Source organism: Mesorhizobium sp. M0968 (assembly GCF_040319065.1).
Classification (GTDB): domain Bacteria; phylum Pseudomonadota; class Alphaproteobacteria; order Rhizobiales; family Rhizobiaceae; genus Mesorhizobium.
Map to the genome: position 1 here is coordinate 107,282 of NZ_JAMYNL010000006.1, position 21,050 is coordinate 128,331.

General features: G+C 63.2%; 21 protein-coding genes. 15 read left to right on the top strand and 6 right to left on the bottom strand.

Annotation, left to right across the window (positions count from 1 at the left end; translation table 11 throughout):
- The first annotated feature begins 64 nt into the window (after positions 1–64).
- From NKH67_RS13105 to NKH67_RS13170, 14 genes are all read left to right on the top strand, one after another.
- Complete coding sequence (locus tag NKH67_RS13105) at positions 65–1,072, top strand: ABC transporter permease (protein ID WP_352540477.1); 1,008 nt, start codon at positions 65–67, stop codon at positions 1,070–1,072.
- Complete coding sequence (locus tag NKH67_RS13110; RefSeq protein WP_352540476.1) at positions 1,065–1,913, top strand: ABC transporter permease; 849 nt, start codon at positions 1,065–1,067, stop codon at positions 1,911–1,913. Before NKH67_RS13105 ends, NKH67_RS13110 begins: the two co-directional genes overlap by 8 nt.
- Positions 1,910–2,800: an ABC transporter ATP-binding protein gene (locus NKH67_RS13115; RefSeq protein WP_353031056.1), complete on the top strand. Its 891-nt coding sequence runs from the start codon at positions 1,910–1,912 to the stop codon at positions 2,798–2,800. Before NKH67_RS13110 ends, NKH67_RS13115 begins: the two co-directional genes overlap by 4 nt.
- On the top strand, positions 2,793–3,623 hold the full coding sequence (locus tag NKH67_RS13120; RefSeq protein WP_353031058.1) for an ATP-binding cassette domain-containing protein: 831 nt from the start codon (positions 2,793–2,795) through the stop codon (positions 3,621–3,623). The genes NKH67_RS13115 and NKH67_RS13120 overlap by 8 nt, the downstream gene beginning before the upstream one ends.
- A gap of 80 nt (positions 3,624–3,703) precedes the next feature.
- A complete protein-coding gene (locus NKH67_RS13125) occupies positions 3,704–4,303 on the top strand; it encodes a VOC family protein (protein WP_023676837.1) in 600 nt (199 codons plus the stop codon).
- A 143-nt stretch (positions 4,304–4,446) separates the two neighbouring features.
- Positions 4,447–6,741 carry a bifunctional salicylyl-CoA 5-hydroxylase/oxidoreductase gene (locus NKH67_RS13130; RefSeq protein WP_353031060.1) on the top strand — a complete coding sequence of 765 codons (2,295 nt, stop codon included), beginning with the start codon at positions 4,447–4,449 and terminating at the stop codon, positions 6,739–6,741.
- Positions 6,738–7,511 (top strand): SDR family NAD(P)-dependent oxidoreductase, encoded by a 774-nt coding sequence (locus tag NKH67_RS13135; protein ID WP_352813737.1) that lies wholly within the window; start codon positions 6,738–6,740, stop codon positions 7,509–7,511. Before NKH67_RS13130 ends, NKH67_RS13135 begins: the two co-directional genes overlap by 4 nt.
- Positions 7,505–7,975 (top strand): MarR family winged helix-turn-helix transcriptional regulator, encoded by a 471-nt coding sequence (locus NKH67_RS13140; RefSeq protein ID WP_023676834.1) that lies wholly within the window; start codon positions 7,505–7,507, stop codon positions 7,973–7,975. Before NKH67_RS13135 ends, NKH67_RS13140 begins: the two co-directional genes overlap by 7 nt.
- Entirely contained in the window at positions 7,972–8,784 is an 813-nt protein-coding gene (locus NKH67_RS13145) for an enoyl-CoA hydratase family protein (RefSeq protein ID WP_353031062.1), read from the top strand. The genes NKH67_RS13140 and NKH67_RS13145 overlap by 4 nt, the downstream gene beginning before the upstream one ends.
- Positions 8,785–9,008: 224 nt before the next feature.
- Positions 9,009–10,157, top strand: a complete 1,149-nt coding sequence (locus NKH67_RS13150) for an acyl-CoA dehydrogenase family protein (protein WP_353031064.1) — start codon at positions 9,009–9,011, stop codon at positions 10,155–10,157.
- A gap of 71 nt (positions 10,158–10,228) precedes the next feature.
- Positions 10,229–10,624: a RidA family protein gene (locus tag NKH67_RS13155; protein ID WP_352540471.1), complete on the top strand. Its 396-nt coding sequence runs from the start codon at positions 10,229–10,231 to the stop codon at positions 10,622–10,624.
- 178 nt (positions 10,625–10,802) lie between these two features.
- Positions 10,803–11,594: an ABC transporter substrate-binding protein gene (locus tag NKH67_RS13160; protein ID WP_352540470.1), complete on the top strand. Its 792-nt coding sequence runs from the start codon at positions 10,803–10,805 to the stop codon at positions 11,592–11,594.
- Between the two features lie 109 nt (positions 11,595–11,703).
- Positions 11,704–12,378: an amino acid ABC transporter permease gene (locus NKH67_RS13165; RefSeq protein ID WP_352540469.1), complete on the top strand. Its 675-nt coding sequence runs from the start codon at positions 11,704–11,706 to the stop codon at positions 12,376–12,378.
- A 29-nt stretch (positions 12,379–12,407) separates the two neighbouring features.
- Complete coding sequence (locus NKH67_RS13170) at positions 12,408–13,700, top strand: cysteine desulfurase-like protein (protein ID WP_352540468.1); 1,293 nt, start codon at positions 12,408–12,410, stop codon at positions 13,698–13,700.
- On the opposite strand, the gene NKH67_RS13175 is transcribed toward NKH67_RS13170, so the two are convergent.
- A complete protein-coding gene (locus tag NKH67_RS13175) occupies positions 13,631–14,503 on the bottom strand; it encodes an NAD(P)H-dependent oxidoreductase (RefSeq protein ID WP_352540503.1) in 873 nt (290 codons plus the stop codon). The two genes, NKH67_RS13170 and NKH67_RS13175, sit on opposite strands and share 70 nt — an antisense overlap.
- Positions 14,504–14,596: 93 nt before the next feature.
- Here NKH67_RS13175 and NKH67_RS13180 point away from each other — a divergent pair, with 93 nt between their 5' ends.
- Entirely contained in the window at positions 14,597–15,517 is a 921-nt protein-coding gene (locus NKH67_RS13180; RefSeq protein WP_353031067.1) for a LysR family transcriptional regulator, read from the top strand.
- 22 nt (positions 15,518–15,539) lie between these two features.
- Here NKH67_RS13180 and NKH67_RS13185 read toward each other — a convergent pair whose 3' ends face one another.
- From NKH67_RS13185 to NKH67_RS13205, 5 genes are read right to left on the bottom strand one after another with little or no spacing between them, the layout of a single operon-like run.
- Positions 15,540–16,370, bottom strand: a complete 831-nt coding sequence (locus NKH67_RS13185) for a dipeptide ABC transporter ATP-binding protein (RefSeq protein WP_023676825.1) — start codon at positions 16,368–16,370, stop codon at positions 15,540–15,542.
- Positions 16,367–17,242: an ABC transporter ATP-binding protein gene (locus tag NKH67_RS13190; RefSeq protein WP_023676824.1), complete on the bottom strand. Its 876-nt coding sequence runs from the start codon at positions 17,240–17,242 to the stop codon at positions 16,367–16,369. The genes NKH67_RS13185 and NKH67_RS13190 overlap by 4 nt, the downstream gene beginning before the upstream one ends.
- A gap of 4 nt (positions 17,243–17,246) precedes the next feature.
- The gene (locus NKH67_RS13195; RefSeq protein WP_023676823.1) at positions 17,247–18,164 is read right to left on the bottom strand and encodes an ABC transporter permease subunit; all 918 of its coding nucleotides are present in this window, start codon (positions 18,162–18,164) and stop codon (positions 17,247–17,249) included.
- Position 18,165: 1 nt separating this feature from the next.
- Positions 18,166–19,173: an ABC transporter permease subunit gene (locus NKH67_RS13200; RefSeq protein ID WP_023676822.1), complete on the bottom strand. Its 1,008-nt coding sequence runs from the start codon at positions 19,171–19,173 to the stop codon at positions 18,166–18,168.
- 58 nt (positions 19,174–19,231) lie between these two features.
- Positions 19,232–20,824 (bottom strand): ABC transporter substrate-binding protein, encoded by a 1,593-nt coding sequence (locus NKH67_RS13205; RefSeq protein WP_352448537.1) that lies wholly within the window; start codon positions 20,822–20,824, stop codon positions 19,232–19,234.
- Positions 20,825–21,050: the final 226 nt, after the last annotated feature.

Sequence of the window (21,050 nt, forward strand, 5' to 3'; positions counted from 1 at the left end):
GACAGTCTTCGGCTTGTCGCGCGCCGTCCGGAATGACGGCGCGCATTTTCCGCCACGGGCGACCATGCTGCTGCAAAGATTCCTGATCCGTCTTCTGACGATGGCGATCACGCTGTTCGGCGTGGCCGTCGTCGTCTTCGTCGTCATCCGTGTCGCGCCAGGCGATCCGATCGCGATGATGCTGCCGCCCGGTGCAACCGATGCCGACATCGCGCGTCTGCGCGCGCTTTACGGGCTGGACAAGACCATCGTCCAGCAATTTTTCATCTGGCTGGCAGGTGTCGTCAGGGGCGATTTCGGCACTTCGATTTCGCTCCGGCAGGATGTTCTGGGCCTGGTCTTCAACCGCCTGCCGGCGACGCTGGAACTCGCGATCGTCGCGCTTGTGATGGCGCTGGCGATCGGCGGCACGACGGCGATCCTCGGCGCGCGCGAACGTGGCACCGCGGTCGAAGCCGGCATCGACATTGCCAGCGGTGCGGCACTCTCGATTCCCGATTTCCTGTGGGGCCTGGTGCTGATCCTTCTGTTTGGCGTGCTGGTGCCCATCTTCGACATTTCTGGCCGGGTGTCGCCGCAGCTCGACCTGCCCTTCGCCACGCAATTCTATCTGTTCGAAAGCATCGTCCGGCTGCGCTTCGACCTGACCAGGGACCTGCTGGCACACATGCTGATGCCGGCGATTGCGCTGGCGCTGCCGCTGGCCGCGATCATCTCGCAGCTGCTGAAACAGTCGCTGAAGGAAGTGCTCGACCTCGACTACGTCGTGCTGGCGCGGGTAAAGGGCTTTTCGGAAACGCAGGTCATCCTGCGCGAGGCGCTGAAGAACGCGGCCCTGCCGACGCTGACGCTGGTCGGCGTGCAGTTCACCTTCCTCATCGGCGGCACGGTCATCGTCGAACGACTGTTTTCCTATGAAGGTCTCGGCAACATGGCGATCGATGCCGTCATCAACCGCGACCTGCCGCTGATCCAGGGCATCGTGCTGGTCTTCGCGCTGCTGTTCGTGCTGATCAACCTTGCCGTCGACATGATGTACGCCCTGCTCAATCCGAGGCTGCGCCATGGATGAGGCCCGCATTTCGAGACATGGCTCGCGGGCACGCCTGTGGCTGGCCGGCGGCTGGCTGCTGATTGCGCTGCTGGCCGCGATTTTTGCGCCGTTGGTCGCACCGCAGGACCCGCTGGCGCAGGATTTGATGCTGGAGCGGCTGCCGCCTTTCTGGATTGATGGCGCCGAGCCCGGCTACTGGCTCGGCACCGACAGCCTCGGCCGCGATCTTCTGTCACGGCTGATCTTCGGTGCCCGTATCGCCTTCATCGTCGCCTTCGCGGCAGCCTTTGCCGCCTGCCTGGTCGGCTCGACGCTCGGCCTGATCGCCGGCTATTTCGGCGGCTGGGCCGACCGCATCATCTCACGTATCGTCGATGTCTGGATGGCGTTTCCGCCGGTGCTGTTTGCCATCCTTCTGGTCGCCGTGCTCGGCACCGGCTTGAGCTCGGTTATCATTGCCATTGCCGTCATCGACTGGACGCGCTTCTGCCGGGTGATCCGCGCCGAGACGATGGGCCAGTCGCGCATGGACTATGTCGAGAACGCCCGCATCGCAGGCTACGGCCGCATCGGCATCATGCTGCGCGAAGTGCTGCCCAATGTGGTGCCGTCGATCGTCGCGCTGCTGTCGCTGGAGATGGGCATTGCCGTCATCGTCGAGGCGATCCTGTCCTTCGTCAATCTGTCGATCTCGACCGACGACCCGACCTGGGGCGGCATCATCGCCGAGGGTCGCCTGTCGATCCATCAGGCCTGGTGGGTGCTGGTGTTCCCGCTGGTCACCCTGATCCTGACGGTGCTGTCGTTCAGCCAGTTTGGCGAGGGCCTCAGGGCACGTTTCGATCCGGTGCTGCGATGAACGCGCAGGCGAAACCCTGCCTCGACATACGCAGCCTTAGCGCGGTGCTGCCTAATGGCTTGCGCGTGCTGCGCTCGGTGTCGCTCGCCGTCGAGCCCGGCGAGGTGCACGCGCTGGTCGGCGAGAGCGGCGCCGGCAAGACGATGATCGGCAAGGCGGTGCTTGGCGTCCTGCCTTCGAGCGTGCGCATCGTCGAAGGCGATATGCTGTTCGAGGGCGAGGACCTCGGCAAGCTTCAGCCAAAGGCAAGGCGCACGCTGATCGGCGCGCGCACGGCGCTGATCCCGCAGGATCCGCTTACCGCGCTCAACCCGTCACGCCGCATCGGCCCGCAGATGACCGACCGGCTGGTGCGCATCCTCGGCTGGAGCGGCGAGAAGGCCGATGCACGCATCCGCCGATTGCTGGACGAGGTGCAGATCCGCGACCCCGAGCGTGTCCTCAAATGCTATCCGCACGAGCTGTCCGGCGGCATGCGCCAGCGCGTGCTGATCGCCGCGGCGTTTGCGGCCGAACCAAGGCTGATCGTCGCCGACGAGCCGACCACGGCGCTCGACGTGACGGTGCAGAAGCAGATCCTGCGGCTGATCGCGCAGCTGCAGCGCGAGCACGGCACGGCGATCCTGTTCGTTACCCATGATCTCGGCGTCGTCGCCAAGATCAGCCAGAAGGTCTCGGTGCTCTATGCCGGCAAGGTGGTGGAGGAGGCCGAAACGGCCGCTCTCTTCGCTGCCCCGCAGCACCCCTACACGCGAGCGCTGATGGCCGCGACTCCGCGCTACACCGATCCCTTCGCTTCGCTGAAACCCGTGGACGAGGCGGTACTGGCCGGGCTAGCCGCGGAGATCGCCGCCGCCGATCAGGCCTGGAGGCGCCCGCATGGCTGAGCCGCTGTTTTCCGTGCGTGGGCTGAAGGTCGCGCTGCCCGACATGACGCGCAAGCCGCTGATCGGCCGCGCGCCCTTGGCCGAGATCCTGAAAGGGCTGGATTTCGACCTGCCAAAGGGATCGGTGACCGGCATCGTCGGCGAATCCGGCTCCGGCAAATCGACGCTTGGCCGCGCCTTAGTGCGGCTTCTTGAGCCGAGCGCCGGCAAGGTCATCTTCGATGGCCGCGACATCACACATCTGCCTGAGGCCGAACTCCGGCCGCTGCGCCGCAATCTGCAGATGATCTTCCAGGACCCGATGTCGTCGCTCAACCCACGCCGCACCATCGCCAGCATCATCGCCGCACCGCTCAAACAGAATGGCCTCGGCGACAATCTGAAAGCCCGAGTTGCTGAAGCGCTTCAGCGCGTCGGCCTGCCGCAAGGCTTCGCCAGCCGCTATCGTCATGAATTGTCGGGCGGCCAGCGCCAGCGCGTCGGCATTGCCCGAGCGCTGGCGCTGTCGCCGAAATTCGTGCTGGCCGACGAGATCGTCTCCGGCCTCGACGTGTCGACCCAGGCGCAGATCCTGACGCTGCTGGAAAAGCTTGCAGCGGAGATGGGCCTGACCGTTGCCTTCATCAGCCATGACCTGTCGGTGATCAGGCGGCTCTGCCGGCAAGTGATCGTCATGCGCGAAGGCGCGATCGTCGAAGCCAGTGCGACGGATACTTTGTTCGAGAAGCCGCAGCAGGCTTACACGCGCGATCTGCTCGCCGCCATTCCGCTGCCCGAGATCGATGATGCCTGGCTACTTCCCGCCGCAAAGGCGCCGGCATGAAACACAATCCTATTCGCACGCTAAAGAGCGGGCCTCAGGCGTGCACCCGGCAAAATGCCCCGCGATGGAGGATGACTGACATGAAGAATGCAATCCGCTACGCAGTGCTCACCGCCACCGTGCTGGGAGGCATCGGCACGGCTTACGCCAGTTCCATTCCCGGCATGCGTGGCCACGACCACACCGGCGTCACCGTCCCCGACATGGAGCAGGCGGTCGATTTCTTCACCGAGGTGGTTGGCTGCAAGAAGGCGATGTCGTTCGGCCCGTTTGCCGACGACAAGGGCACATTCATGCAGGATCTGCTGGGCGTCGATCCCAAGGCGGTGATTGAGGAGATCACCCTGGTCCGCTGCGGACACGGGTCGAACATCGAGCTGTTCAAATACACCGCGCCGGACCAGAAGGACTTGACGCCTCGCAACAGCGACATAGGCGGCTTCCATATCGCCTTCTATGTCGACGACATCGCCGCCGCAAAAGCCTATCTTGACGGCAAGGGCGTCAAGACGCGGATGGGGCCGCTGCCGGTTACCGAAGGCCCGGCCGCCGGCCAGACCATCCTCTACTTCCAGGCGCCCTGGGGCTTGCAGTTGGAAGCGATCAGCTATCCCAATGGCATGGCCTATGAAAAAGATGCGGAGACGGTGCTGTGGAGCCCGAAGAACCCGGAAAAATAGCCCGGGGCGTCCCTGGCCTGCGCAAGCCGACTGCCGGCAAGCTGGGTTTCTGAGGCGGATTGTTTCAATCCTGAAACTTCAAGCTTGAATTAATTCGCCTCAGGCGTAAACTCGACGGACAGAAGCGAAGAGGAGATCGCACGATGAAAGTTGCGGTTCTCGGCGGCGGACCAGCCGGGCTCTACTTTGCAATCTCGCTGAAGCTCAGGGATGCCGCGCATGACGTGACGGTGTTCGAGCGCAACCGTGCCGACGATACGTTTGGCTGGGGCGTCGTGCTGTCGGCCGAAACGCTGGAGAACCTGACCAAAAACGACCCGGTCAGCGCCGTCTGGATCCGCAAGCATTTCGCCTATTGGGACGATATCGCCGTCATCCATGACGGCGTGCGCACGGTCTCGACCGGTCACGGCTTTTGCGGCATTGGCCGCAAGCGGCTGCTCACGTTGCTGCAGCGGCGGGCGCGCGAACTCGGCGTCAAGCTGGTCTTCGAAACCGACATCGCCGATCCCAAGCCATATATGGAGACGCACGAGCTGGTTGTCGCCGCCGACGGGTTGAACTCGAAAGCGCGGGGCGCCTTCGTCGACGTGTTCAAGCCCGATATCGACATTCGTAGATGCAAGTTCGTCTGGCTCGGCACCCACCAGAAATTCGACGACGCCTTCACCTTCATCTTCGAAAAGACCGAGCATGGCTGGGTGTGGGCGCATGCCTACCAGTTCGACAGCGATACCGCGACCTTCATCGTCGAATGCAGCGAGCAGACCTGGCAGCGCTTCGGCTTCGGCGCGATGTCGCAGCAGGAATCGATTGCCGTCTGCGAGCGCATCTTTGCCCGTCATCTCGGCGGCCACGCGCTGATGACCAACGCCAATCATATCCGCGGCTCGGCGTGGATCAATTTCCCGCGCGTCTTGTGCGAACGCTGGTCCTACAAGAACCTGGCGCTGATGGGCGACGCGGCGGCGAGCGCGCATTTCTCGATCGGTTCCGGCACCAAGCTGGCGCTGGAAAGCGCGGTGGCGCTGGCCGACTATGTCGAGTCCGAGCCAGACCTCGAGGCCGCCTTTAGCAAATATGAGGACGCCCGCCGCACCGAAGTGCTGAAGCTGCAGTCGGCGGCGCGCAATTCGCTCGAATGGTTCGAGGAGGTCGAGCGCTATCTCGGCCTCGATCCGGTGCAGTTCAACTATTCGCTGCTGACGCGTTCGCAACGCATCAGTCACGAAAATTTGCGGCTGCGCGATGCCGAATGGCTGGCCGGCGCCGAGGAGTGGTTCCAGCGCCAGGCCGGCGCCGGGGGCAACAATCTGCGTCGCGCGCCGATGTTCGCGCCGTTCCGGCTGCGCGACATGGCGCTGCAGAACCGCGTCGTCGTCTCGCCGATGGCGCAGTACAAGGCGGTCGACGGCTGTCCGACCGATTGGCATTTCGCCCATTACGCCGAACGGGCCAAGGGCGGCGCCGGTCTCCTCTACATCGAGATGACGTGCGTCAGCGCGGAGGGCCGCATCACACCTGGCTGCCCTGGTTTCTATGCGCCCGAGCATGAGGTCGCCTGGAAGCGGCTGGTCGAGTTCGTCCATGCCGAAACCGAGGCCAAGATCTGCGCCCAGATCGGCCATTCCGGTGCCAAGGGGTCGACCAGGCTCGGCTGGCAGGGAACCGACGTGCCGCTGCCCTCAGGCAATTGGCCCGTCATGGCAGCGTCTTCCGTGCCGTGGTCGCGGGAAAACCAGGTGCCGAAGGCGATGGACCGCGCCGACATGGATATGGTGCGCGACCAGTTTGTCGCTTCGGCCGAGATGGCGGCGCGCTGCGGCTTCGACATGCTCGAAATCCACGCCGCGCACGGCTATCTCCTGTCCTCCTTCATCACGCCCTTGACCAACCGGCGCACCGACTCCTATGGCGGCTCGCTGGAAAACCGCATGCGCTACCCCTTGGAAATCTTTCATGCGGTGCGCGCCGCGTGGCCGGCCGAGAAGCCGATCTCGATGCGCATCTCCGCCAATGACTGGCTGGGCATCGAAGGCGTGACGCCGGCCGATGCCGTAGAGATCGCGCGGCTGCTGCATGAGGCCGGCGTAGACATCTGCGACGTATCGGCCGGCCAGACGTCGGCCGTGGCAAGACCGGTCTATGGCCGCATGTTCCAGACGCCGTTTTCCGATCGCATCCGCAACGAGGTCGGCATGGCGACGATGGCGGTCGGCAATATCTATGAGCCGGACCACGTCAACTCGATCCTGATGGCGGGCCGCGCCGATCTCGTCGCACTGGCTAGGCCGCATCTTGCCGATCCGTATTGGACGCTGCACGCGGCCGTCACGCTTGGCGATCGCGGCGTCAAATGGCCGGATCCCTATCTGCCCGGCCGCGACCAGCTCTACCGGCTGGCCGAACGCGAAGCGGCAGCGGGCTTGAAAATATGAGTGCCGCGGCGACGATTTCGCGGCGTCATGCGCTGGTCACCGGCGGCGGCTCCGGCGTCGGCCGCGCGATCGCGCTGGCGCTGGCCGGCGCGGGCATTGACGTGACCATCTGCGGCCGGCGCGTGGAGCCGCTTGCCGAGGTTGCCGCGGAGAACAAGTCCATCTTCGCCATTGCCGCCGACGTCACCGACGAGACGTCGATGGCGTCGCTCTACGAGGCCGCGGAAGCGGCACGCGGAGCGTTCGACATCGTCGTTGCCAATGCCGGCATGTCCGGCAGTGCCCCGGCGCAGCGGACCTCGCTGGCAGACTGGCAGCGCACGCTCGACGTCAACTTGACCGGTGCGTTCCTGACGGTGAAGCCGGCGTTGGCCGGCATGGCAGTGCGCAAGACTGGCCGTATCATCTTCGTCGCTTCCACCGCCGGACTGAAAGGCTATCCCTATGTCGCAGCGTACGTTGCCGCCAAGCATGGCGTCGTCGGCCTGATGCGGGCACTCGCCGTCGAGACCGCCAAGTCCGGCATAACAGTGAATGCCGTGTGCCCAGGGTTTGTCGAAACCGAGATGCTGGAGAGCACCGTCCAACGCATCGTCCAAACGACCGGCCGCTCGTCCGAGCAGGCACGGACGAGCCTAGCCGCGACCAACCCGCAAGGCCGCTTCATCCAGCCGGAAGAAATTGCGGCCGCGGTACTTTATCTGTGTGGCGACGCCGCCCGGTCGATTACCGGACAGACGATTTCGATCTCCGGAGGTGAGACATGGTAGCCGGTCCCCTGCCCGCCCCGTCCGGACCCGGCAAGGACCGCCTGCGGCTGTGGATACGCCTGCTGCGCGCCTCGCGCACCATCGAGGCCGAGCTGCGCGAACGACTGCGGCAAGAGTTCAACACAACGCTGCCGCGCTTCGACGTGATGGCCGCGCTCTACCGCGCGCCGGAGGGCATGCTGATGAGCGATCTTTCGCGCTTCCTGCTGGTGTCCAACGGCAATGTCACCGGCATCATCGACCGGCTGGTCTCGGAAGGGTTGGTGATGCGGGCCCGACGCAATGGCGACCGCCGCACCTCGATGGTGCGGCTGACGGAAGAGGGATCGAAGATTTTCGCCGTGATCGCCGCCGCGCATGAGAAATGGGTCGGCGAGTTGCTGGGCAATGTGAGCGAGGATGAGGCGCGCCGGCTGACCGGCATGCTGACCTCCTTCCGCAGCAATTGGGAGGGACGGGAATGACGAAGCTGGCCGGCCGCAAGCCGAAGCATTTCCACTGGCAGGTCGAAGGCAAGATCGCAAAGATCCGGCTCGATCGACCGGAGCGCAAGAACCCGCTGACTTTCGACAGTTATGCCGAATTGCGCGACATATTTCGCGACCTTGTCTACGCCGATGATGTCGATGCTGTGGTGGTCCTGCCCAATGGCGGCAATTTCTGCTCGGGCGGCGATGTCCACGAAATCATCGGCCCACTGGTCAAGATGGACATGAAGGCGCTGCTCGCCTTCACCCGCATGACGGGCGATTTCGTCAAGGCGATGCTGAATTGCCGCAAGCCGATTATTGCGGCGGTCGATGGCGTGGCGGTCGGCGCCGGCGCGATTATCGCCATGGCCTCCGATATCCGCATCGCCACGCCCCAGGCCAAGACAGCATTCCTGTTCACCCGCGTCGGCCTTGCCGGCTGCGACATGGGGGCCTGCGCGATCCTGCCGCGCATCATTGGCCAGGGCCGCGCCGCCGAGCTGCTCTATACCGGCCGCACGATGAGTGCCGAGGAAGGCGAGCGCTGGGGCTTCTACAACCGGCTGGTCGATACCGCAACGCTTGAGGCCGACGCGCTCGACATGGCCGCGCGCATCGTTTCCGGCCCGACCTTCGCCCATGGCATGACCAAGACGCAGCTGAACCAGGAATGGTCGATGGGTCTCGACCAGGCGATCGAAGCGGAAGCGCAGGCGCAGGCGATCTGCATGCAGACCCGCGATTTCGAGCGGGCGTACACGGCTTTCATGGCTAAGGAGAAGCCGGTGTTCGAGGGAAATTGAGATGATCGCTTCCACGCTGGCGGGACAGCACCCCCCTCTGGCCTGCCGCGCATCTCCCCCTCAAGGGGGGAGATTGGATATCACGCCCGCTTTCGTCAATCTCCAACATCGCAGGGAGAGCCGTGGCAGCGAAGCCGCCAATCTCCCCCATAGAGGGGGAGATGTCCAGTAGGACAGAGGGGGGCGCCGTGGAGCGCCAGGGCCGGAGAATTGTGGAGGCAGCAATGACTGACCGTTCCTTCCTCTCCTGGCCGTTCTTCGAGGATCGCCACCGCGATCTGGCGGAGCGGCTGGAGGCATGGTGCGCCAAGAACCTGCCGGTCGCGCATGACGATGTCGACGCCGCCTGCCGCGAGCTGGTGGCCAAGCTCGGTAAGGACGGCTGGCTGAAGCCGACGGCGCTCGATACCGACAACCCTGCAGCACTGGACGTGCGCACGCTCTGCCTCACGCGCGAGACGCTGGCCCGGCATGATGGGCTGGCAGATTTCGCCTTCGCCATGCAAGGGCTCGGCACTGGCGCGCTCAGCCTGTTCGGCTCGCCCGACCAGCAGCACTGGCTGGCGAAGACACGGGCCGGCAAGGCGATTTCGGCTTTCGCGCTGTCGGAGCCGCGCTCGGGCTCGGACGTTGCCAATATGGAAATGACCGCCGCGCGTGACGGCGACAGCTATCTCCTATCCGGCGAAAAGACCTGGATCTCCAACGGCGGTATCGCTGACTTTTATGTTGTCTTTGCCCGTACCGGCGAGGCGCCCGGTGCCAAGGGGCTTTCCGCCTTTGTCGTGCCTTCCGAAACCGAGAGGCTGATCGTTGCCGAGCGGCTGGAGGTGATTGCGCCGCACCCGCTCGCCCGGCTGTCCTTCGACAATGCACGCATTCCAGCCTCGGCGCTGATCGGCAGACCCGGGGACGGTTTTCGCATCGCCATGTCCGTGCTCGACGTGTTCCGTTCGACCGTCGGCGCAGCGGCGCTCGGCTTTGCCCGGCGCGCGCTGGACGAAAGCATCACAAGAGTGGCCGAGCGCAGGCTGTTCGGTGCGCCGATGGCCGAGCTGCAGATGGTGCAGGGCCACATCGCCGACATGGCGCTGGATGTCGATGCCGCCGCGTTGCTGGTCTATCGTGCCGCCTGGACCAAGGACATGGGTGCCGCTCGGGTTACCCGCGAAGCCGCCATGGCCAAGCTGTTCGCTACCGACAAAGCGCAGGAGGTGATCGACAAGGCTGTGCAGCTGCATGGCGGCGACGGCGTCCGCAAGGGCCATATCGTCGAGAGCCTGTATCGCGAGATCCGGGCGCTGCGCATCTACGAGGGAGCGTCCGACGTGCAGAAGGTGGTGATTGCACGGCAAGTGATGGGAGCGGCCTGAGACGGGAGTTTGCGTGAAATTATTGTCTTCGAGTTTTGAGCGACCGGATTTGAGCATTGGGAGGTTTTGACATGCACACCATCCTGCAGCCGGAAGGCTGGGCGAAACCCGTCGGCTACGCCAATGGCGTCGCCGCGCGTGGGCAGCTTGTCTTCGTCGGCGGGCAGGTCGGCTGGAACGGACAGGGCCGCTTCGAGACCGATGATCTTGTCGGCCAGGTGCGGCAGACGCTGGCCAATATTGTTGCTGTGCTCGCCGAGGCCGACGCCAAGCCGCAACATATCACCTCGATGACCTGGTACTTTACCGACAAGGCGGAATATTTGGCCAATCTCAAGGGGATCGGCGAGGTCTATCGCGAGGTGATCGGCCGGCATTTTCCGGCGATGGCCGCCATGCAGGTGATGGCGCTGGTCGAGGATCGCGCCAAGGTTGAGATCCAGGCCACAGCGGTTATTCCGGAGTGACGGCAACACGCGGCAATTTTTTAAGCTTAAAACTTTCGCCTTGAAAAGCGCGGTACTTTGGATAGCATTCGATGTCTTGCGACTGCCGTGCCGGGAGGGCTTTCCGGCAGTCCCGTCACTTGACGCATCAAAACCGTGCGGGGCCAAACCCGTCCGATCACAACCAGAGGGAACGAAAATGAACTTCACCCGTCGCAACCTGCTGCTTCTTGCTGCTGCCATCGGCATCGCCGGCGGCCCGGCCTACGCCGAAGGCACGCTGAATGTCGGCGCCTATCCGACCAATCCGCCTTTTGAATACAAGAACGAGAGCGGCACGTTCGAGGGTTTCGAAGTCGACATCATCAATGAGGCGGCAAAGCGTATCGGCATGACCACTGATATCGCCGATCTCGGTTTCCAGGCGCTGTTCGCCGCCACCACCTCGAAGCGCATCGACGTCGCCATCTCGTCGATCACCATCACGCCGGAGCGGCTGAAGTCTCAGTCGTTCACGCAGCCCTACTATGATTCCGACATGGGCATCGCCGCGAAGGCCGACAGCCCGATCAAGGCCGAGGCCGACCTCAAGGGCAAGATCGTCGGCGTGCTGTCCGGCTCGACCGGCGAAGCCTGGGTCAAGGCCCACCAGGAAGCGGACGGGTTCAGTGACGTCAAGGGCTACGACACGCAGCAGAACTTGCTGCTCGATCTCAGCTCCGGCCGCGTCGATGCGGCGGTCAGCGATATTCCGGGCCTGGAATATTCTTTCACCAGGATGAAGGATCTCGCCGTAAAAGAGCGCATCAAGACCGGCGAGCAGTACGGTCTGATGATGACCAAGGACCACCCGCTGCTCGGCAAGCTGAACGACGCGCTGACCGCGATGAAGAAGGACGGCACGCTGGCCGCGATCCACAAGAAGTGGTTCGGCAGCGACGCACCTGCCGATTCCTCGACCGTCAAGGAAACTCCTTTGCCGAAGGCCTGAGCGGCAGTTCACGCTTAAATGTCGTGCCGGCTTTCGATGCCGGCACGATTTCGGATTTCGGGCTCGGGCTCGAGCGTCGCGGGACGCCAAACGTTTCGGAAATGCTGCGATGTCGCTGCTGGACACCTTCTTCAACGCCGACGTCATGGTCTCCAGCCTGCCGGCGCTGTTGCGCGGCTTCCTGAACACCCTGCTGCTCGGAATCATGAGCATCGGCATCGGTATTCCCGTCGGCCTCGCGATCAGCCTGGTGCGGCTCTATGCGCCAAAGCCGCTTCGGCTGCTGGCTGTCGGCTACATTGACATTTTCCGGGCGATGCCGGTGCTGGTCGTGCTGATCCTGATCTACTATGCGCTGCCGTTCCTCGGCATTCGCCTGTCATCGTGGACGTCCGCGGTGATGGCCTTCGCCATCATCATGGCGGCCTATTCGGCCGAGGTGTTCCGCTCCGGTATAGAGAGCATTCCGCGCGGCCAGTTCGAGGCGGCGCAGGCGCTCGGCCTGCCGTTCTTGCTGACCTTGCGCAAGGTAGTGCTGCCGCAGGCGATCCGCGTCGTCATTCCGCCAATGACCAGCAATTGCGTTTCGATGTTCAAGGATACTTCGCTCGCTTCCACCGTGGCGCTGCCCGAACTGCTGAAAGAAGCGACCAACGCGCAATCGCTCTATGCCAATCCTTCACCGCTGATCGGCGCGGCGCTGGTCTATCTCATCTTTCTCTGGCCGATGGTCCGTTTCGTCAGCCTCCTTGAACGCCGCTTTCAAACCGAAAAGACCCGCTAATCTGTCAGCGCACTTCGCAGGAGACGACCTTGAACCAGCATCAGATTTCGAAAACCGGCGATGCCGCAGCTTTCCCAGTCGAGACGATCCGCGCCATGTTTCCCGCCTTGCAGCAAGCCGGGGACTTCGTCTTCATGGACAATGCAGCCGGCGCGCAGATCCCGCAAAGCGTGCTCGATGCGGTCACCAACCATTTGGTCGCGCATAATGTGCAGCGCGGCGGCCGCTATGGCCGCAGCGTCACCGTCGACCAAGCCGTCGCCGGCGCTCGCGAAAGCGTGGCCTTGCTGATCAACGCCACCAACCCGGCGGAGATCTGTTTCGGCATGAACGCCACTTCGTTCATCCGCCTGGTCAGCCTCGGCATCGGCCAGATGCTTTCCGAGCGCCCAAACGGGGAGCGTGACGAGATCGTCATCACCGACATGGATCACGACGCCAATATCGCGACGTGGCTGGCGCTGGCGCCCGCCGGCGCCAAGTTCAAATGGTGGCGGATGCGCGACGACGGCAATCTGCATGTCGACGATTTGCGCCCGCTGGTCTCAGAGCGCACCCGGCTCGTCGCCTGCACGGTCACGGCGCATTCGATCGGCTCGATTGTCGACGTTGCTTCCGTGGCTGCGATTGCGCATGCGGCAGGCGCCGAAGTGTTCCTCGACTGCGTGCATTACGGGCCGCACGGGCTGATTGATGTGCAGGCCTGGGATTGCGATTATCTGGTCTGCTCCGGCTACAAGAATTTCTCGCCGCATATGGGCTTCCTGTGGGGCCGCTTCGAAACACTGAAGCGCTTGCCGACCTTCCGCGAGGATTTCATCCCCGACGAGCCGCCCCACAAAATCGAAGCCGGCACGTTCATCTACGAGAACGTCTCCGGCATGGATGCCGCGGTGCGCTACCTCGAATCGATCGGCCGCAATTTCTTGTCCGAGAATAACCGGTCGCGCCGCGACAACATCGTCGCCGGCATGAATGCAATCCGCGACTACGAACAGGTGCTGGCGCGCGAAATGCTGGCGGTGCTCAAGGATTGCGGCGCGACGATCTACGGCGTGGCCGAAGAGGCACGCCTCAGCGAGCGCGTGCCGACCTTCTGCTTCAATGTCGGCACGCTATCGCCGCAGAGGATCGTCGAGGAAATGGCCGAGATGCAGATCGGCATTCGCGACGGCCACATGTATGCGCCGCGTCTGATGAAGCGGCTCAACCTCGGCATGGACAGCGGCGCCGTGCGCGCCTCGCTGGTGCATTACAATACGATCGAGGAAGTCCGGCGCTTCGGCGAGGCGCTGCGCACCATCATCGCCCGGCTGTCCTGATCGGAGTGGGCGGCGGCGCCGGCGCGATCCTCGTGAAGCGCAAAGGCGGTCGCACCCGGGTTCTCCAAGCCGGGGCGCAATTGCATGCTTGGGATCAAGTAATCGCCGCCATTCTGCTGCCGATAACGAATGGGCCGGATTGTCTCGAGCGTTCGCATCCTTTCGCGCAGTCGCTCCGCGACAGGCTCGAAATCCGCCTCCCCGAAACGGTCCACCCTGTAAACCACGAACGGCGGAAGCACGTCGTAGCCCGGATAGTATAGAATCCCGTGATTGATCGGGAACAGCAGGTCGTCGATCGGGCCGTTGACGCCGCGGGCGGAGTAATGCTCTTCCCAGCCGCCTGCGGTCACGATCAGCATTGCGCGCTTGCCGGCGAGCGTTCCCTCACCAAAGCGGTCACCCCACCGCTTGTCGCTGTGCTCGCCAACGCCATAGGCGAAGCCGTAGGCGTACACGCGATCGACCCAGCCCTTGAGGATCGCCGGCATGGCGTACCACCACAGCGGGAACTGGAGGATCAGGGTGTCGGCCCATAGCAGCTTGTCGATCTCGGCTTTGACGTCATCGGTCAGAGTGTTGGTCGCAAAAGCCTTTTTGGAGGCGCCGGCCGGCAGGAAGCGTGCTTCGGGCGGCCACGACGGAAAGTCGGCACGGTCCACCTCGGCTTTCCAGCCGTCGGCATAGAGGTCCGACACCCGCACCTCGTGGCCTTGGGCCTCGAGTTCCCTGATGGCGACGTCGCGCAGCGCGCCGTTGAGCGAACGCGGTTCAGGATGAGCAAAAACAAGCAGGACTTTCATGGGTCTACTCCGAAGAAGGACGATAGACACCAAAGGTAGCCAGCCGCGGAATGATCCGCTATATGTAGGAAATGTATAAGATAATGCCGAATAATGGATAGATCGGACGTCACTCTCGAGCGCATGCGCACCTTCGTTCGCGTCGCCGAGCGCGGCAGCCTCTCGGCGGTGGCGCGCGAGCTCGGAGTTGGGCAGTCGACGGTCACACGGCATTTGCGAGAACTCGAGGAGGCCGTCGGAGTGCCCTTGCTCAGCAGGACCACCCGGCGTGTGACGATGACTGATGAAGGCAGCCGTTACTATACCGACAGCGTCCAGGTCCTGCGCCTCGTTGAGCAGGCCGGCGATGAGGCGCGGGGCACGCGCGGCGCGTCGGCCGGCACGATCCGGATATCCTGCACGGCGGCGCTCGGGGTCTTGCATGTCAGCCGGCTGATCTTCGCCTTTCAGGACCGCTATCCCTACATCGGCATCGATCTCAGCCTTACCGACGAGCGCATCAACCTTGTGCGGGAGGGCGTCGACATCGCGCTTCGCCTCGGCCCGCTCACCGACAGCTCAATGAAACTGCGGGCGCTCGGCCAGTGCCGGCGTCTGCTGGTGGCGGCGCCGGCCTATCTGGCGGCGCGGAGCAGACCCGCTGTCCCGCAGGATCTGCCTGGCCATGAAGGCATCCGGATGTCGAACATCGCGGGAAGCGACACGCTCACCTTACAGGGGCCGGGCGGCGAGACCTTTGCGGTGCCCTTTGGCGGCAGATTTCTGGTCGACCATGGGCTTGCTGCGCGCGAAGCCCTTGTCGCCGGACGCGGCATCGCACCCGCCCACCACTGGCTTGTCGACGATCTTCTGGCGGCCGACCGGCTGGAAGTGGTCCTGCCGGGCTATTTTCCGCCTCCCGTCCCGCTGAGCATGCTGATCGTTCCGGAGCGTGCGGGCATTGCCCGGGTGCGGCTGCTGGTCGACTTTCTCGCCGAGCAGATCTCCGGCATTCCGGGGATCGAGAAGCGGTAGCCGGCCGGCAAACCTCGCCGGATCAGGCGGCCTTCTTTTTCGCCAACCTTGCCTTGATGCTGGCAACGTCGGCACGCGGCGTCGCCGCGAATAGCGTCCTGGTGTAGCTGTGCTTGGGGTCGGCGAAGACCTCGTCGCGCGAGCCGTATTCGACCGCCTCGCCGAAATACATTACCATCACGTCGTCGGCGATGTAGCGTACCACCGACAGGTCGTGGCTGATGAAAACATAGGTCAGCTGAAACTCGTCCTGCAGGTCGGCGAGCAGGTTCAGCACCTGCGCCTGCACCGAAAGATCAAGTGCCGAGACCGGCTCGTCCAGCACCAGAAGGCTGGGGTTGAGCATCAGCGCGCGGGCGATGGCGATCCGCTGGCGCTGGCCGCCCGAAAACATATGCGGGTAGCGATTAAAGTGCTCGGGGCCGAGACCGACCTTCTTTAGCATCTTCATGGCAAGATCGCGCCGCTCGTCGGCCGTGCTGTCGGTGTTGATGAGCAGCGGCTCGCCAAGCACGTCGCCGATCTTCTGGCGTGGATTGAGCGAACCATAAGGGTTCTGGAAGACGATCTGGACCTTGCGGCGCATTTCCTTCGACAGGCCGTTCCTGCCGATGTCTACCTTCTTGCCATCGATGAAAAGCTCGCCGGAGGTCGCCGGGTCGATCAGGGTGATGATGCGGGCGAGTGTTGACTTGCCGCAGCCGCTCTCGCCGACGATGGCCAGCGTCTTGCCCTTGTCGACGCTGAACGAAACACCCTTGACCGCATGAACCGTACGGGAGGGGCGGAAAAGCCCGCCACCGACATGATAGTCGCGCACGATGTTCTTGCCTTCGACTACCGTCACGCTCATGAGGCGGTTCCTCCTGCGGACCGGGCTGCGACTACAGATGGGGCCGGCTCGAACAGCATGTCGGAAACAGTAGGCAATCGGTCGCCGACGGCATTTTCCGGCAGCGCCGACAGGAGAGCGCGCGTGTAGTTGCTCTTGGGGGACTCGAACAGCGACAGCACGTCGGCCTCTTCCATCTTGCGGCCCTTGTACTGGACGATGACACGGTCGGCGGTCTCGGCAACCACCCCCATATTGTGGGTGATCATGATCAGGCCCATGCCATATTTGGCCTGCAGGCCGACCAGCAGATCGAGGATCTGCTTCTGGATGGTGACGTCGAGCGCCGTGGTTGGCTCGTCGGCGATCAAAAGCTTGGGATTGCAGGCGATGGCGATGGCGATCATGACGCGCTGACACTGACCACCCGACATTTGGTGCGGGAAGGAGCCCAGCCGTTCCTCGGGGTCGGCGATGCCGACCAACTTCATCAATTCGATGGCACGCGCCCGGCGCTGGGCGCGGTCCATGCCCATATGGAAGCGCAGCACCTCCTCGATCTGGAAGCCGACGGTGAAGCACGGGTTGAGGCTGGCGACCGGCTCCTGGAAGATCATCGAAATGTCCTTGCCGACGATCTTGCGCCGCTCGGATGGGCCGAGCTTGAGCAGGTCGATGCCGTCGAAGGCCATGCGGTCGGCCCTCACCGTCGCGGTGTTGGGCAAAAGCCCCATCACCGCCAGCATCGCCACCGACTTGCCCGAACCGGATTCGCCGACGATCGCCAGCACCTCGCGCGGTTCGACCGACAGGTCGATGCCTTGTACCGCCATGAATGGTCCAGCGGCGGTGTCGAAGGAAACGGTCAGGTTCTTGATCTCGAGAAGAGGCATTGGATTATGACCTCTTCAGCTTGGGATCGAAGGCATCGCGCAAGCCATCGCCGATCAGATTGATGGCCAGCACAGTGATCAGGATAGCAAGGCCGGGGAAGGTCACCACCCAAGGCGCGCGCAGGATGAACTCGCGCGCCGAGGCGAGCATCGTGCCCCATTCCGGCGTCGGCGGCTGCGCACCGACACCGAGGAAGCCGAGCGCCGCAGCCTCGAGAATAGCATTGGAGAAGGACAACGTCGCCTGCACGATCAGCGGTGCCAGGCAGTTCGGCAGGATCGTCCTCACCATCAAGCGAAGATGACCGGCACCAGCCACCTTGGCGGAGATGACATATTCGCGGTTCTTTTCGGCCATCACGGCGGCGCGGGTGAGGCGCGCAAAATGCGGCTGCAGCACCAGCGCGATCGCCAGCATGGCATTGAACAGGCCGGGGCCAAGGATCGCCACCAGCACGAGCGCCAGAAGCAGCGACGGGAAGGCCAGGATGATATCCATGATGCGCATGATCAGCGTGTCGACCCAGCCGCGGAAATAGCCGGCGAGCACGCCAAGCACGATGCCGCTGGTGAGCGAGAAGACGACGACCACCAGGCCGATGAACAGCGAGAAACGCGCCCCGAAGATCAGCCGCGAAAGCATGTCGCGGCCGACCGCGTCGGTGCCGAGCAGGAACATCGATTTGCCGCCTTCCTGCCAGGCAGGGGGTGCCAGCAGCGCATCGCGAAACTGCTCGTCGGGCGAATGTGGGGCGACGAACGGCGCAAAGATCGCCACCAGCACCAGCGCCGAAAACACGACAAGGCCGATGACCGCGCCGGTGTTCATCGAGAAGTAGTGCCAGAACTCGGCGAAAGCGCGTTGCCTGCCGCCTGTCGGGATGGAGGCGGCGGTAGCTTCGGCGGCGGATTCGTCGGTCATCTCACTGCACCCGGATGCGCGGATTGATGACGGCGTAGAGCACGTCGACGATCAGGTTCACCGCCATGACGATCAGCGCGATGATCAGCAATCCGCTCTGGACGACGACATAGTCGCGCTTGCCGATGGCATCGATCATCCATTTGCCGATGCCCGGCCAGGAAAAAATGGTCTCGGTCAGAATGGCGCCCGCCATCAAGGTGCCGACCTGCAGTCCAATGGTGGTGACTACCGGGATCAGCGCGTTGCGAAAAGCGTGCAGACCGATGACGCGGCGCGGCGCCAGGCCCTTGGCGCGCGCGGTGCGGACATAGTCCTCGCCCAGCACCTCGAGCATCGCCGAGCGCGTCTGGCGCGCTATGACGGCAAGCGGGATCGTCGCCAGCACGATCGACGGCAGGATCAAATGGCTGACGGCAGATTTGAAAGCGCCGCTCCTGCCGGAGATCAGGCTGTCGATGAGCATGAACCCGGTCGTCGGCCTGAAGAAATACTGCAGGCCGATGCGGCCGGAAACCGGCGTCCAGCCGAGATAGCCGGAGAAGAAGATAATGAGCAGCAACCCCCACCAGAAGATCGGCATCGAATATCCGGTCAGCGCGACACCCATCGTAGCCTGGTCGAACCACGAGCCGCGCTTGACCGCGGCGAAGATACCGGCAGGAATGCCGAGCAGGACGGCGATGATCAACGCCACTGTGGCCAGTTCCAGCGTGGCTGGAAACAGCGCCTGGAATTCGCCGAGCACTGGCCGCTTGGTGGCAATAGATATGCCGAAATCGCCGGTCAGGACCCTGCCGATATATTCCAGGTATTGGATGACATAGGGCCGGTTGTAGCCAAACTGCTCGATGAGCTGGGCGTAGCGCTCGGGGCTGACGCCGCGCTCGCCCGCCAGGGCCAGGATAGGATCGCCGGGCAGAAGCCGGACGAAAGCAAACGCCGCCAGCGATATGCCGAACACGGTCGGGATGATCAAAGCGAGCTTGTGGAGGAGATAACGGAGCATCTTGCTTCATAGAACGGCGGCGCGGGAAGTCCAGCGCCGCCGTTCAATTTCTCAGGACTTATTCGGTGACGTCGACGCCGTCAAACCGATGAATGCCGAGCGGGTCCATAACGAAGCCCGACACCTTCTTGTTCATCGGCATGAAGACCTTGGAGTGGGCGATGGTCAGCCACGGAGCCTCACGCTTGAACACCACCTGAGCTTCCTCGTAGATCTTGGTGCGCTCGGCGACGTCCGTCGTCGCCTTGCCTTTTTTCAGCAGGGCTTCGAATTCCTGGTTGCACCAGATCGCATAATTGGACTGGCCGATGGCATCGCAACCGAGCAGGAAAAAGAAGTTGTCCGGATCGCCATTGTCACCGGTCCAGCCCAGTTGGAAGGCGCCGTCGCGATCCTTAGCCTTGCCGCGCTGGCGATACTCGGTCCATTCGTAACTGACGATCTCCGCCTTGACGCCGACGGCGGCATAGTCGGCCTGGATCAACTCGGCGACGCGCTGGGCGTTCGGGTTGTAGGGGCGGCTGACCGGCATAGCCCAGATCTTCATCGACAGATCCTTGACGCCTGCATCGGCCAGCATCTTCTTGGCCGCCTCCGGATCATAGGGATCGTCCTTGATGTCCTTGTTATAGGACCACATGGTCGGCGGGATCGGGTTGATGGCCGGCGCGCCGGCGCCCTGATAGACCGCGTCGATGATCGCCTTCTTGTTTACCGCCATGTTGAGGGCCTTGCGGACCTCGACCTTGTCGAAGGGCGGCTGCGTCGTGTTGTAAGCCATGTAGCCGATGTTCAGGCCTTCCTGCTCGTCGACCTTGAGGTTCGCGTCAGCCTGCAGTCCGGCAATGTCGGCCGGCGCCGGGTATGACATGATATCGCACTCGCCCGCCTTCAGCTTCTGCGCGCGTACGGCCGGATCGGGCGTGATGGCGAAGATCAGATCGTCGATCTTCTGTCGCCCGCCATAGTAGCCGTCCCATGCTGCATAGCGCACGACCGCATCGACCTGATAGTCGACGAACTGGAACGGACCAGTGCCGACCGGCTTCTGGGTGAACTGCTGCCTGGTGCCGGCCTTGTCGAGTTGGTCGGCATATTCCTTGGAGACGATCGAGGCGAAATCCATGCCGAGGTCCGGCAGGAACGCGACTTCAGGCTTGTTCAGCACGAATTTCACCGTCAGGTCGTCGACCTTGACGATTTCCTTCAGGAGATCGGGAAAGCCCATGCCGGTGAAATATTCCCAGCCGGTGCCTTCCAGATAGCTGTACCACGGGCTTTCTTTCTTCCACTGGCGTTCGAAGGAAAAGATCACGTCGTCGGCGTTGAGGTCGCGCGTCGGCGTGAAATAATCGGTCGTCTGGAATTTCACACCCGGGCGAAGCTTGAAGGTGTATTCGAGACCGTCGTCGGAAACCGTCCAGCTCTCGGCCAGGCCGGGCGAGATGGTGGTCTTGCCATGCTCGAACTCGACCAGGCGCGAATAGATGGTGCGCGACGAGGCGTCGAAGTCGTTGCCGCCGCTCCATGGCGACGGGTCGAAGCCGGCCGGCGAAGCCTCCGAGCAATAGACCAGTTGTTTTGCATTGGCCATGCCGCCGAGGACGCTTGCAGCCAGCAACGCGGCTGCAAAAGTCAGTTTCTTTTTCATTGAGCACTCCCTGATGTTCTTCCAAGCCCCTCTATCAGGCTCGCGAAGGCCGCATATAAGCACCGTTTTTCTAGCTTTGGAACTGCTTGTTTGCCTAACCCACGGGAAGCAGAAAAAAATTCCGGCACGCGGCAAATTGTGGAAAAAACGAGCCGAATCCGCAGATCACGACATTATTAGCGACTTCAATTTTTTGTTGATCGGCGATGCCGCCAATTGTGGGAAT